This is a genomic window from Flavobacterium humidisoli, from assembly GCF_023272795.1.
GTDB classification, from domain to species: Bacteria; Bacteroidota; Bacteroidia; order Flavobacteriales; family Flavobacteriaceae; genus Flavobacterium; species Flavobacterium humidisoli.
Genome location: NZ_CP096829.1, coordinates 621,653 through 634,977 on the forward strand (window position 1 = coordinate 621,653; position 13,325 = coordinate 634,977).

Consider the following 13,325-nt stretch of genomic DNA (forward strand, 5'->3'; position numbering starts at 1 on the left):
GCGGCAAAAACAATAATTGTTACAAATATCACTTTTTTAACCATTAAAACGTGTTTTTACAACAAAAATACATTGTAACGAAAAAACACCTAACTTTATTAACTACTTTTGCAGCAGTTTTTTAAACCCTAAAAATCAAAGCGATATGTTAGAAATCGATTTTAAAGAAATCATTACCGTTAGTATGGTGCTTTTTGCCGTAATTGATATTGTTGGTTCAATTCCGATTATTGTGAATTTAAGAGCTAAGGTTGGACACATCGAATCTGAAAAAGCTTCTATTGTTGCCGGAGCTATTATGATTGTTTTTCTTTTTGTTGGAGAAGGTTTACTAAACTTAATTGGCATTGACGTTCACTCGTTTGCCGTTGCAGGATCCTTCGTTTTATTCTTTCTGGCTTTAGAAATGATTTTAGGAATCAGAATCTACCGCGACGAAGAACCAGGATCTGCCTCTATCGTACCTTTGGCTTTCCCGCTAATTGCTGGAGCAGGAACAATGACGACTTTATTATCGCTTCGATCTCAATTTCACACCATTAATATCATCATCGCGATTGTACTAAATATCATCTTGGTTTACATCGTCTTGAAATCTTCTAAAAAAATCGAAAATCTATTGGGAGAAAACGGACTTGGAGTAGTTCGCAAGACATTTGGAGTAATACTTTTGGCAATTGCTGTTAAATTATTCGCTGCTAATGTTAAAGGTTTGTTTGTCTAAAATTTATTTTTATAAATTTACCCCGTAAAATTTCTAAAATACAACTTTAAGGCATTTTCCTCATTAAAGTTCTACTTTTATTATTTTAGGCAAAAACAAAACAACCTTATGAAAATTTTCACTTCAATCTTAGTGCTTTTAGCATTAGCTTTAATCGTTTTTAATATTACGCTATTAGACTTTAAAAATCCTTTTCAGGGGGATAGTATGGTAGCTTTTATTGGGATCGCCGCTTCATTTTGCGCTGTTTTGATTCTTTTGATTTTTAGAATTTCGAAAAGAATTGAAGAAAAAATGAATGACAACAGATAATATGTTTGATGTTTTAATTATCGGAGGAGGAGTATCTGGAATGTCATGTGCTCTTGTCTTAGGATCCGCAAAAAACAAAACCTTTGTTACTGATAAAAAAATCGGAATTTTTACCCATCAGAAAAATTCTTCTTTACAAGAAGCAATATTTTATAACGCTTACGGAATTACACCAGGAAAATTAGGTTCTGAACTTTTAACCGAAAGCACACAGGATTTAGCTAGAACTTACCCGCACATTACTCAGATTCCAAATGAAAAAGTAATGAAAATTGAGGGCAGTTATCCTGAATTTACTGTTGTAACCAACAAAAATTCATACCAAACAAAAAATATCGTGGTCGGAATTGGTTCTGCCAATACTTTCGACATTGAAGGTTTAATACAATTTGTTGAACCTCACAAAAAAGCGCTTCCAGAAAAACAGCGTATTCAGCTTAAAAATGACGACCATAAAGTGGCTGATGGCATTTATGTAATTGGGACTTTAGCGGGCTGGAGAAGTCAATTGGCCATTGCGGCCGGAAGTGGCGCTGCTGTAGCAACAGATATTCTTACTTTATGGAATAACGGCACGCAAACTCACGCGCACGATAGTATTCGATAAAAAACATTTACCAAAATATTAAACCATATAAGTTATATAAGTAAAATATAATGCCTTGTGCATCGATATTAAATGAACTTATATAACTTATATGGTTTATCTTTTTATTTAACCGATACGATTTCGGTTACTTTGATATGATTTTCGTCTTCACTTTTCCATTTTTCACCTTTTACAGATACTACGTCTCCAATTTTTAATTGCTTGTAGTTTTGAGGTCCGCCAACATTTACAATACTAATTGTAGCAAAATAAACTTCTTTGGCATCTGTAGTAATTTTTGCTGTGTAACCGTCTTTTCCTGCCTCAATAGAATCTACTTTTCCAGAAACTGCAGCATTAGGATCATTTTTCATCGTTTTACAAGAAATTACAAAAGCCATTAAAATTGCCAGCAAACTTATTCTTTTTAAATTTTTCATGTTTTAAGATTTTAACCACAAAGAACGCAATAGAAACCGCGATGTTTGCTAAGTTTTATTTTAAGTTAATATTATTTTTCCAGCTCCAAACTTTATGCCAACTGAACGCAGCTTCCTGCAATAACTTTTAGATTTTTCCCTATTTTTTTCCAAACTCTTATGTATTTGAAAACTCCATTAATCGGGGTGTTATCATAAGTTCCATTTAAAGCAATTGTAACAGTAACTACAGCCGAATCACCAATTATGTTAACAATTTGATCAGAACCTTCCAAAGAATCAATTTTAATCTTTCCAGAACGATATGTCTGTAAATCTAAATCTTTAGTGATAGTTTGTCCATCTGGCATGTTGAATAATAAATCATCATGAAGGATGGTTTCCAAAGCCAAAACATCCGATTTTTTAATAGCAGTTAAAAGTTCGATTTCTGCATTAACAACGGTTTCTATTTTCATGATATAAAGATTGAAGTTATTTCTTCGGAGTCAGAATTGTATTTATCATGGCATCTTCTTTTAAGATCACATCATAATAGTACAATTCTCCATAAAGCTGTCGGGCAAATTCAGCCGTAATATGACGGTTGACAAGTGCTTTTGTTTTATCCATTTTTAAATCCAGACCCGTCATCAAGATATAATTCTTGAATTTTTTGAAATACAAATCTGAGTTTTTCATTTTAGCTAAAAAATCAGTAAAACTATCCCCTGCAAAAGCATTTCTATTTTTATCTAATTCTTCAAAAACAAAATGGCCAACAATTCCCGTCTGCAGCAAATAAGCAACATTTTCATTCCCGTGCTCTGCTTCTAAAGGAACAAAAACATCTGGAACAATTCCGCCACCGCCGTACACTATTTTACCTTTCGGTGTTTTGAATTTTAAGGAATCTGCCACTTTTATGCTGTCTTTTGCATAAAATTCTCCAGTAGCAATTCTAGATTCAGATTCTTTAAAATATTCTTCGTTTCCTTTTTTATATGGTTTCTGAATTGATCTTCCGGTTGGCGTATAATAACGCGCCACTGTCAATCTCACGGCAGAGCCATCGTTAAAATCCATTTCTCTTTGAACTAGACCTTTTCCGAAAGAACGGCGTCCAACAATTGTTCCGCGGTCATTATCTTGAATTGCTCCAGCCAAAATTTCACTTGCAGAAGCGCTATTTTCATTAATTAAAACATAGACTTTTCCCGTTTCAAAACTTCCTGATTTTGTAGCGTATGTCTTTTCAGTAGAGCCATTTTTGCTTTTCGTAAAAACAATCAATTGTTTGTCTTTTAAGAATTCGTCTGCAATGGCAATTGCTTCTTCCATATAACCTCCTCCATTATCACGAAGGTCGACTACAAGCGATTGAATTCCTTTTTGTTTTAATCTCGTTAAACCCGTTTTAAACTCATTGAATGTAGTTTCAGCAAAACGGTTAATTTTGATATAACCTACACTATTTCCAATTAGTAAAGATGCATCTACACTTTTAATTGGAATAATGTCTCGTTTAACTTTAAACTTAAGTTTCTTTTGTTCTGATTTTCTAAAAACAGTCAGCTCGATTTCTGAACCTTGAAGACCTTTTAATTTAGAAAACAAACTATCTGAAGGCAGTTTTCTACCATATAATTTAGTTTTTCCTGCAAATAAAATACGATCTCCCGATTTTATTCCCGCTTTTGCCGAAGGCCCGTTTTCGACTGGTTTTATAATGGCAACCGAATCTTTATACATATAAAAATTAATTCCGATTCCCACGAAATCACCTTTCATGCTTTCAGCGACCTCAGCTTGTTCGCTTGGCGGAATATAAACCGAATGCGGATCTAATTTGGAAAGAATATTATCGACCGTAAGATTTACAATCGAATCGGTATTGACGCTATCAACATATTCTGTGTTAATAAAATCAATAAGCTTATTTAGTTTGGTTTTAGAGTAATTTTTAGCCAAAAGCTGATCGCTTGCGGGAGCATTCATCAGGCTTCCGGCAATGGTTCCAAGAGCAAAAGTTGCTCCAATTACTATTGGCAAATATTTTGAGTTAAATTTCATTACTCTTCTAAAACAGGAATATGTTCTACTTCTACGCCTGCTTTTATTAAAAATTGAATTCCTGAATCATCACGATATCCATCTTTGTACACCACTCTTTTTATTCCCGACTGATGTATTAATTTACTGCATTCTTTGCAAGGCGAAAGCGTGATATACAATGTTGCGCCTTCGCAAGACTGCGTTGATCTAGCTACTTTCAGGATTGCATTTGCTTCGGCATGTAAAACATCCCAGCGTGTTAATCCGTCTTCGTCTTCGCAGCAATTTTCAAATCCAGAAGGTGTTCCATTATAACCATCAGAAATAATCATTCTGTCTTTTACAATAATAGCACCGACTTGTTTACGTTTACAATAAGAAAGCAGGCTCCACTCTTTTGCAATTCGCAGATATGCTTTATCGTATTTATTCCGTTTTTTTACTTCCATTTAATTTATCTGTTCCAAATTGGGCTTTCAATAATCATCGGAATTACAACTCCAATAATAAAAGCCGACATTACAAGTGCCCAGTCACGTTTTGAAAAACGGAAAACAGTCTGCACTATATATGAAATTACCAACACAACAAAAACTACCACCAACTGAGCAGCTTCTATTCCTAGGGCAAACTCTCCCAAAGGTAACAATTTTGAGGTTGCAGAACCTCCTAATATTGTTTTGAAATAATTAGAAAAACCTAAGCCATGAATAATTCCAAAGAATAAAGTTATGAAAAATACTAGATTTACGCCATCATTTTTTGAGGTCTTTCCAGCCGTAAATAAATGATAAAGAGCGGTTACCAAAATTGTAATCGGAATCAGGAATTCTACAACATCTACTTTTATGGCAATTATTCCGTAAACGGAAAGAACTAAAGCCAGAGTATGACCAATTGTAAAAAGAGAAACCAGTAAAAAAATTCTTTTCCAATCTTTAAATAGATACGAGACGGTTAAGGCGATTAAAAAAAGAACGTGATCGTAAGCATTGATATCTAAAACGTGTTTTAATCCTATTTGAAAATAAATCCAAAATTGTGACATAGGTATATTGCAATTAAATAATTAGGGGTTGTAAACTTACGATTAATTTTCAAACTAAAGATTCAAGATATCAAATCCTTCAATAAAGAAAAGTTAAATTTTAGGAGAAATTTAAAATCAATAATTTAAAAATAGGATTATATTTGTTATAATAAAACTTTTATAATTATGTCATTTTCAGAATTATTTGATAGCGAATTCAAGCAAAGAAACAAAGGACACTTTTCTGCTATTGTTCGCGTAGCTTTAGCAGATGGAGTTGTATATCCAGAAGAAAAAGCCTTTTTAGACAAACTTGCTTCTCGTTTAGAAATTACAGAATCGGAATACGAAGAAATTCTTAGCGATCCATTAAAATATCCTATTAATCCACCGTATTCTTATGTTCAGCGTTTAGAGCGTTTATACGATTTAACAAGAATGGTGCATGTTGATCATCATCTTGAAGACAAACAAGAAGTGCTTCTAAAAAAGATAAGTGTTGCCCTTGGGTTTACACCAAGCAACGTAGATTATATTATTGCAAAAGCATTGTCTTTGGTTGACAAAAAAGTCGATGCAGATACTTTTATCTACGAAATGCAACACATGCATAAATAATAGTTTTCAGTTTTCGGGCGCAGTGTACAGCTACTCTTGATTCCGAAAAAAATTAAAACTCGCATTAAATTACAAACCCGACAGTTATCAAAAATTGTCGGGTTTGTTGTTTTTATGCTCTATTTTGATTGTGTAATTCTTATATCTTCAACATAATTTCCTGCTTGAAGACCTATAGTAAGCAATCGATCTTTAGCCGTTGTATTTTTATGCATTGTAATAACTAGTGTGTTTTTATTTTTCTTTTCTACTTCAAAATCGTCATTTTTAAAAACAAAACTTTCTGCAAGCAAATTTACCGTTCCAGTATCCACTTTTACTTTATCTAGTGCAAAACCATTTACCCGCCATCCTGACTCGCCTGTTGTAATCGTAATCGTGTTTGGCTCCGCACTAAAAGTGGCTTCTTTTTTTGAAAGTTTAATTTGATCCTCGCTGGTTCCCGCTACCTGTTCTTTAACCTCATCGCTGCTACAAGAAACAAACAAAACAGAAAACATTCCGAGCAGAATCATCAATACTTTTTTTTTCATAACAATTTACTTTTTAGGTTTGATTAGTTTTAAAGGCATTCGAATAAAAAATTAGTCCATAATTTCTCATAAACACCTGGTTCTTTTTAAAGATTGCTGAAACTAAAAATGGTTGCGTCTTTATGTCAAAAAAACCGATAGCTTTTTAAACTACCGGCTTTATTTTTAATGTTATATGAAAGCCGAGACTTTAAACTTAATTCGCCTCAGCCATAAATTCCTCTGCTTTTTCTACCATATTATAGCTTCCGCAAAAGAAAGGCACTCTTTGATGCAGTTCTGTCGGTTGGATTTCCATAATTCTTCCAAAACCATCTGTTGCTTTTCCTCCTGCTTGTTCTGCTAAAAACGCCATCGGATTACATTCATATAACAAACGTAATTTCCCTTTTGGTGCTTTTGAACTTGTTGGATAAATGTAGACACCGCCTTTAATCATATTTCGATGAAAATCGGCTACCAAACTGCCGATGTATCTCGAAGTGTACGGTCTGTCTTCTTCTTCACGCTGGCAGTATTTAATGTAATTTTTTACGCCCTGCGGAAAATGAACATAATTCCCCTCGTTTACCGAGTAAATATTTCCATTTTTTGGAAATCTCATGTTTGGGTGCGAAAGGTAAAATGTACCAATCGCAGGATTTAGTGTAAAACCATTCACCCCATGTCCAGTTGTATAAACAAGCATTGTAGAAGTTCCATAAATTACATAGCCTGCTGCAACTTGATTGATTCCCGGCTGTAAAAAATCCTCGCTAGTTACCGGGGTTCCTATTGGAGTAATTCTTCTGAAAACAGAAAAAATAGTTCCCACAGAAACATTTACATCAATGTTTGAAGATCCGTCAAGCGGATCCATTAAGATCACGTACTTATTATTATGACAGTTGTCGCTCCCCTGAACTGTAATAAAATCGTCGTTTTCTTCAGAAGCAATACCACAGACAATCTCACGGTTTATTAACGTCTGGATAAATACTTCGTTTGCATAGACATCTAATTTTTGCTGGTCTTCTCCTTGAACATTCTGCTCGCCAGCGGCGCCAATAATGTCTACTAAACCTGCTTGATTAACTTTATGATTGACAACCTTTGCTGCCAAACGAATCGAGTTAATAATTCGGGAAAGTTCTCCCGACGAATACTGAAATGCTTTTTGGTGCTCAATAATAAACTCTCCCAGTGTTTTATTGCGTTCTTCCATTGCTAAATCGTTATAGTTTTATTTTTAAGTCACAAATATCGTCTATTTTGTGAGAATGATTTAAAAATTATTTTGTTAGTTTGTTACTATTGTATATTTGCTAATAATCTGCAAAAAGCGACCAATAAAATGAAGCTTTTTTAGATAATAAATACCTAAAAATACGAATACATGAATATTAGAAAAGGAAATCCTGAAGACATGAAATCGGTGTTAGAGCTTATTCAGGAGCTGGCTATATTCGAAAAAGAGCCTGATGCGGTTGTCATTACTGAGGAAGATTTAATACGCGATGGTTTTGGTGAAAAGCCATTATTTCACGTTTTTGTAGCAGAAATCGAAAACGAAGAAAAACAGAAAGAAATTGTTGGAATTGCATTGTATTATTATCGCTATTCTACCTGGAAAGGAAAGACCATTCATCTCGAAGATTTGATTGTAAAAGAAAAGATGCGTGGGACAGGTTTAGGTTCTGCTCTTTATGCCGAAATCATGAAACAAGGAAAAAGAGATAATGTTAGAAGAGTAGAGTGGAATGTTTTGGCATGGAATACACCAGCAGTTAATTTTTACAAGAATTCTGGCGCCAAAATTCTAGAAGACTGGCAAGTGGTTCAAATGGATGAAGCAGGCGTTAATTCGTTCTTAGAAAAATTATAAAACATAGTTTGCTACAGATTATGAGGATTTAAAATCTGTGTAAATCATTTTATCGGGATAGTTATCGGCGGTAACAGAAAAACAAAATACTAGGTTTCGATTTGAATCTGAAATCTAAAATCTAAAATCTATTAATTAAAAATGAGAGTATTTAAATTTGGAGGAGCATCGGTAAAAGATGCAGATGGAATTAAAAACGTATACGACGTTTTACAAAAAGTAGGTTACGAAGATGTAATTCTTGTAGTTTCGGCTATGGGAAAAACAACAAATGCTCTTGAAGTGGTAATCAAGAATTACTTTGAAAAATCGACAGAATTGAATTCTTCTGTTCAGGAAATCAAAAAATATCATAATCAGATCTTATTGGATTTGTTTGAAGATGAAAATCATGCCGTTTTTGCAGCTGTAAATGCACAGTTTGCTGAACTAGAATATTTCTTAGCACATAATAAATCTCCAAATTACAACTTTGTTTACGATCAGGTTGTAAGTTTTGGTGAGTTGATTTCGACTAATATTTTAAGTCATTTTATGAATTTCATGGGAATTCAGACGCAATGGCTTGACGTTCGTAATTTTATCAAAACGAATGCAAACTACAGAGATGCAGAAGTTGATTGGGAAACTACGCAGCAAAACATCAGCAAAAATGTACCTAGAAAACAATTAAATATTACACAAGGATTTTTAGGTGCCGACGAAAATAACTTTACTACAACTCTTGGCCGTGAAGGTTCTGATTATACTGCTGGAATTTTTGCTTATTGCTTAAATGCTGAAAGTGTAACGATCTGGAAAGATGTTCCTGGAGTTATGAATGCCGATCCGCGTTATTTTGAAAACGCAAGTTTGTTAAACCAGATTTCGTACCGTGAAGCTATCGAATTGGCATTTTACGGAGCAACGGTTATTCACCCAAAAACATTACAGCCGTTACAGAAAAAAGAAATTCCATTATACGTAAAATCGTTTATCAATCCGTTATTAAAAGGAACTTGTGTTTCTAAAGGAGTTGATTTGGAACCACAATATCCATGTTTTATCGTAAAAAGAGAACAGCTTTTAATTTCGCTTTCATCAATTGATTTTTCTTTTATTATGGAAGAAAACATCAGTGAGATTTTCGGTTTATTCCACGAATTCAAAATCAAAGTAAACTTAATTCAGAACTCTGCCATTAGTTTCTCTGTTTGTGTAGAAGATAAATTTGGAAATTTCCCAGAATTGAATGCGATTCTTTCTAAAAAATTCAAAGTAGAATACAGCGAAAATGTAACCTTATATACCATTCGTCACTTTACAGAAGAAGCTGCCCAGACGGTTGAAGCGAATAAAGAAGTTTTATTGAAACAAGTTAGCCGCGAAACCATGCAGATTGTGACGAAAGAATTAATCTAATATTGCTTTATAAAAGGTAATTATTTAATTCAAAAATTATTGAAAAGGCTTCACTTCATTGTGGAGCCTTTTTTATTTCGAAAGAATTTTCTTCGTTCATCTGTTTTTTGATTATATTTACTTTCTTTCTAAAGAACTTAAAATGAGCAAAAAGAGCTTTTTATTAGTTTTCATTATCCTTGGTTTATTGTACATCAGTATATCTTTAAGTCCGTTGCTTGCGAAGGACATTAAAGACATTTCTTACTCCGATTTTAGATTAGTGATTGGTCCTTTTCTTTCTACAGTCGCTATTCTCATTACCTATACACAACTGAAAAGGAGAAAAAATTAATTATTTACCTCGCTCTATTATTCTCCGACTGCTCAACTTCCGATTTTTTATAAGTGGTCTTTTTTGAATCTCCAAAACTATACGTTGCAATTAATTTAAAATAATCAGTGCTATAGGTTCGGTGATAATAAATTTGGGTTTGCCCTACATTATAATCGCCAGAAACCATAAACTTATGAAAGATGTCGTTTGCTGTAAAATTGAGTTTTAAAGCATCTTTAAAAAAGTTTCTCTCTATTCCTAAAGTGACTGTCGAACGGCCATTTTCGCTTCCCAATCCATAACTTCGATCACTTAAATACCAAGCCAAAAGCTGCAGTTTAAAAAAATTAGGAATAGTAAATGTATTATTAGTATATAAATAAATTTGAGGCTCTACGGGACTAAAAGCAAATGCATAATAATTGTCTACCGATTTCTGCCAGGTAATGCTTGCTGTATTAACCGAATTCCACCATTTGACATTGAAAGATCTGGATAGCGAAGTAAAAAAAGTATGCCCTTTTTCTAGATTTAGTGCTCTTAAAATATAGCTGTTTGGCGTATCTCCGCGTAAAGCCGCAGCAGAAATCGGATCTATTTTATAAGTGTAGCCAACTTTAAAATCGATTTTTTTGTACATCGTCCCGATTTCAAAAGCGTGTGTTTTTTCTGGAAGCAAATTCGGATTTCCTTCAATCGTAGTAAAGGGATCCTGATAAATCACATACGGATTTAAAGCCTGATATCTAGGTCTTGTAATTCTGGAAACATAGGAGAAATGCGCTTTCCAATCTTCTAAAAGATTAAAGTTTAAAAGTGCATTGGGAAAAAAATTACCATAGGATTTATCAAATTTCTGAATTCCGTTGGCATTTGTAAATAAATTATAATTTGTTTTTTCGCCTCTTACGCCAAGAGAAAAATTGATTTTATCGTTCAATTTCCCGATATAATTAAAGTAAGCTGCAGCGATTTTTTCACTGTATTCAAAATCGCTCGAAAGTTCGTCATCCAGCTCAAAATTTATTTCATCATCAGAAATCAAGAAATCTGTTCCTGAATTTATTGTAGCGTGGCTAAACTTCGCTCCTATTTCTAGTTTTGCTTTTTCATTTATTTTCTTCGAATAATCAGCTTGAACTGCAATTATATTGATCCGGCTTCCCACATTATTCTTTAAATACCTTTCAGAATCTGTTTCTTCGATCAAGCCATTTTCGTCAATAAAATCTCTTATAGTTTGATTATAATTTGAAAATTGTGATCCTAGAAACAATGTAGAGCCTTTAGCCGTTGTCCAATTATAATTCAAATTGATAAACTGATTTAACAAAACATCGTTTCGGTCAACATCTGTGGCATAAAAACTATTTCCTGAATTATTGGTTATCGAGTTCCTGCTTTCAGTAATTCCGCCAAGATCATTTACATTTCCGCTATAAGCCAATGAAATGTAATTATTTGAAGAAAAACTATATTGAAGTCCAAATCCGAAATTAGAATAATTATTAAATCTTCTTTTCCAGTCGGTTGTCAATTCAGATTTCATAAAATCATCAGGATCAGGGCGTGTTCTTGTGGTGTAGAGCAACTCGCGGTTTCTTCCTAACTGCAAACCGTAATTGGTTACAAACGAAAATTTCCCTTTCGAATAATTAAAATCAACAAGCGTATTATAAATTGTTCCTCCAAATTTAGAAACGGTCACATGCTGATTGACGGTTCCCGTTACACCGCTTTCGATGTTTTGCTTGGTAATAATATTAATAACCGCTTTTCCTTCGGCATCGTATCTCGCAGAAGGATTAGAAATGACTTCAATCTTTTGAATTTGCGAAACAGGAATTGCAGCAAAGCGTTCATAATTAATCAAAACTCCGTTGAGATAAATTATGGCTTCCCCTTTTCCTACAACGCTAATTTCTCCGTCGGCAACCACAACATTGGGCACTCTTCCTAACAATTCGTTTACCGAACTGCTTGTTGCCAGAACAGTTCCGTTTACATTGACATCAATATTGCCGTTTGCCCCGTATTTTAACAATACCGGTTGGCTTTTTATAACCACTTCATTTAGCTCGTTGTGCTCTTTCTCTTTAATAATTACAGTATCTTGAGCAAACTTTAACAACCTTCCATAGAGTACATCATCACTATAATAACTTTTATCTGCATTTTTTTTTATGCGTTGCGCTTTTATTTCTATTGATGAAAAAATCAGAAGAAAAACATAAAGGATAACCAAATTTAGAAATCTCATAAACTTTAACAATTAACAGTTTGACTTTTATTTGAAACAAAAGTCATCCGAAAATCAATGAATGAGATTCCAAAAAGCGAAATCAGGAGTACGAATTTATAAATTGATACTCAATTAGGATTGTAAAGCCTGAAGCTGATAGTTGAGCGGAGTTGTTCCCGTATGCTTTTTGAATGCTGCGAAAAAGGTTGATTTAGAATTAAATCCAACATCGTAGCCCACAGATTCTAATGTCAATTTATCTGAAGAAGTGATAATTTTACACGCTTCGTTGATTCTGAATTCGTTTACGTAACTGGTAAAATTCTTTCCTAGATTATTATTCAGAAACTGCGATAATTGATGGCTTGAGATATTAATTTCTTGAGATAAATCTTGAAGCGTTAAGTTTGGATTTTTATATAAACTTTTTTCAAACATGGCGTTCTCCAGTTTTTCTGACCACATTAATGCATCTGCTGATTCTATTTTTTTATTCAAAATCTTTCCATTCAATAAAAACAAATCGTCTGTTTTTTTTCGATACAAAAGAATCGAAATTCCTAAATATAAAATGAATGAAAAAACTACTGCTCCACTTATATATGTAGCTCCTGGCGCTCCCATAATGGATAGAAAATAAAATAGAAACAAAAGAAAATTACCTAAAAAAAGCATTCCGAACCACATTTCGGCTGGAGTCGTTTTTTCTTTTCTCCTGAGGATTTTTTTCAAAACGCCACGAAGTTCAAAACCAGCAAAAGTAATGTATACAAACCATTGGAAATAGATAATTCTAATCAAATAACCTCTCCAAAGTTCTGGATACGCTTCGTAAGGATATAAAATGCCAACCGCAACGATTAAAATTCCCCAAAATACCAATGTAAATTTCCATGATGTGGGCATTCTATGCACTTCTTCAACTGCCGATTTGATGAAATAATACAAAAAAGGCCCGATAAAGAAACAAGCTGTAAGGCCAAACTGCAGATACATTTTTGGAAGTTCGGGATGAAAATAAACAAATACAGATTTTCCGATCCGGATACTTAATGCAAACAAAAGCGCGCCTAGAAAATAATTCGTCAAGTATTTTTTCTTGGTAAAAAAAAAGAAATAAACACCGAGAATAATTCCGTTGAAAACTCCTAAAGCACTGAAAAAGAACAAGAGTTCTTTGCTAGTATCCATAATTTAAGTTAGTTATATACTTAGCAAAGCT

At 33.5% G+C, this 13,325-nt stretch carries 15 protein-coding genes; 6 read left to right on the plus strand and 9 right to left on the minus strand.

Going from position 1 to position 13,325, the window contains the following annotated elements:
• Positions 1 to 145 precede the first annotated feature (145 nt).
• The 3 genes from M0M44_RS02950 to M0M44_RS02960 all read left to right on the plus strand — a co-directional run bounded on the left by M0M44_RS02950 (position 146) and on the right by M0M44_RS02960 (position 1,643).
• The gene (locus M0M44_RS02950) at positions 146 to 724 is read left to right on the plus strand and encodes a MarC family protein (protein ID WP_008465051.1); all 579 of its coding nucleotides are present in this window, start codon (positions 146 to 148) and stop codon (positions 722 to 724) included.
• 108 nt (positions 725 to 832) lie between these two features.
• Positions 833 to 1,036 carry a hypothetical protein gene (locus tag M0M44_RS02955; protein WP_008465053.1) on the plus strand — a complete coding sequence of 68 codons (204 nt, stop codon included), beginning with the start codon at positions 833 to 835 and terminating at the stop codon, positions 1,034 to 1,036.
• A gap of 1 nt (position 1,037) precedes the next feature.
• Positions 1,038 to 1,643: an FAD-dependent oxidoreductase gene (locus tag M0M44_RS02960; RefSeq protein ID WP_248729978.1), complete on the plus strand. Its 606-nt coding sequence runs from the start codon at positions 1,038 to 1,040 to the stop codon at positions 1,641 to 1,643.
• A 104-nt stretch (positions 1,644 to 1,747) separates the two neighbouring features.
• On the opposite strand, the gene M0M44_RS02965 is transcribed toward M0M44_RS02960, so the two are convergent.
• The 5 genes from M0M44_RS02965 to M0M44_RS02985 form a co-directional block, all read right to left on the minus strand.
• Entirely contained in the window at positions 1,748 to 2,065 is a 318-nt protein-coding gene (locus tag M0M44_RS02965; RefSeq protein WP_248728438.1) for a hypothetical protein, read from the minus strand.
• Between the two features lie 92 nt (positions 2,066 to 2,157).
• A complete protein-coding gene (locus tag M0M44_RS02970; protein ID WP_248728439.1) occupies positions 2,158 to 2,523 on the minus strand; it encodes a nuclear transport factor 2 family protein in 366 nt (121 codons plus the stop codon).
• A gap of 16 nt (positions 2,524 to 2,539) precedes the next feature.
• Positions 2,540 to 4,117, minus strand: coding sequence for a S41 family peptidase (locus M0M44_RS02975; RefSeq protein WP_248728440.1), 1,578 nt, complete (start codon positions 4,115 to 4,117; stop codon positions 2,540 to 2,542).
• Entirely contained in the window at positions 4,117 to 4,548 is a 432-nt protein-coding gene (locus M0M44_RS02980; RefSeq protein WP_248728441.1) for a deoxycytidylate deaminase, read from the minus strand. The genes M0M44_RS02975 and M0M44_RS02980 overlap by 1 nt, the downstream gene beginning before the upstream one ends.
• A 5-nt stretch (positions 4,549 to 4,553) precedes the next feature.
• Positions 4,554 to 5,147 carry a HupE/UreJ family protein gene (locus tag M0M44_RS02985; RefSeq protein ID WP_248728442.1) on the minus strand — a complete coding sequence of 198 codons (594 nt, stop codon included), beginning with the start codon at positions 5,145 to 5,147 and terminating at the stop codon, positions 4,554 to 4,556.
• A 168-nt stretch (positions 5,148 to 5,315) separates the two neighbouring features.
• Here M0M44_RS02985 and M0M44_RS02990 point away from each other — a divergent pair, with 168 nt between their 5' ends.
• A complete protein-coding gene (locus M0M44_RS02990) occupies positions 5,316 to 5,747 on the plus strand; it encodes a TerB family tellurite resistance protein (RefSeq protein ID WP_095928262.1) in 432 nt (143 codons plus the stop codon).
• A 119-nt stretch (positions 5,748 to 5,866) separates the two neighbouring features.
• Here the strand turns inward: M0M44_RS02990 and M0M44_RS02995 are convergent, their stop codons facing one another.
• Together M0M44_RS02995 and fbp are read right to left on the minus strand one after the other, a co-directional pair.
• On the minus strand, positions 5,867 to 6,280 hold the full coding sequence (locus M0M44_RS02995; RefSeq protein ID WP_248728443.1) for a hypothetical protein: 414 nt from the start codon (positions 6,278 to 6,280) through the stop codon (positions 5,867 to 5,869).
• Positions 6,281 to 6,476: 196 nt separating this feature from the next.
• A complete protein-coding gene (fbp, locus tag M0M44_RS03000) occupies positions 6,477 to 7,484 on the minus strand; it encodes a class 1 fructose-bisphosphatase (RefSeq protein WP_248728444.1) in 1,008 nt (335 codons plus the stop codon).
• A gap of 171 nt (positions 7,485 to 7,655) precedes the next feature.
• Here fbp and M0M44_RS03005 point away from each other — a divergent pair, with 171 nt between their 5' ends.
• Both M0M44_RS03005 and M0M44_RS03010 read left to right on the plus strand, forming a co-directional pair.
• Positions 7,656 to 8,144, plus strand: a complete 489-nt coding sequence (locus tag M0M44_RS03005) for a GNAT family N-acetyltransferase (RefSeq protein ID WP_248728445.1) — start codon at positions 7,656 to 7,658, stop codon at positions 8,142 to 8,144.
• A gap of 141 nt (positions 8,145 to 8,285) precedes the next feature.
• Positions 8,286 to 9,545, plus strand: coding sequence for an aspartate kinase (locus M0M44_RS03010; protein WP_248728446.1), 1,260 nt, complete (start codon positions 8,286 to 8,288; stop codon positions 9,543 to 9,545).
• A 338-nt stretch (positions 9,546 to 9,883) separates the two neighbouring features.
• On the opposite strand, the gene M0M44_RS03015 is transcribed toward M0M44_RS03010, so the two are convergent.
• Together M0M44_RS03015 and M0M44_RS03020 are read right to left on the minus strand one after the other, a co-directional pair.
• Positions 9,884 to 12,121, minus strand: coding sequence for a TonB-dependent receptor domain-containing protein (locus M0M44_RS03015; protein WP_248728447.1), 2,238 nt, complete (start codon positions 12,119 to 12,121; stop codon positions 9,884 to 9,886).
• A gap of 114 nt (positions 12,122 to 12,235) precedes the next feature.
• Positions 12,236 to 13,294 carry a helix-turn-helix domain-containing protein gene (locus tag M0M44_RS03020; protein WP_248728448.1) on the minus strand — a complete coding sequence of 353 codons (1,059 nt, stop codon included), beginning with the start codon at positions 13,292 to 13,294 and terminating at the stop codon, positions 12,236 to 12,238.
• Between the last annotated feature and the right edge of the window lie 31 nt (positions 13,295 to 13,325).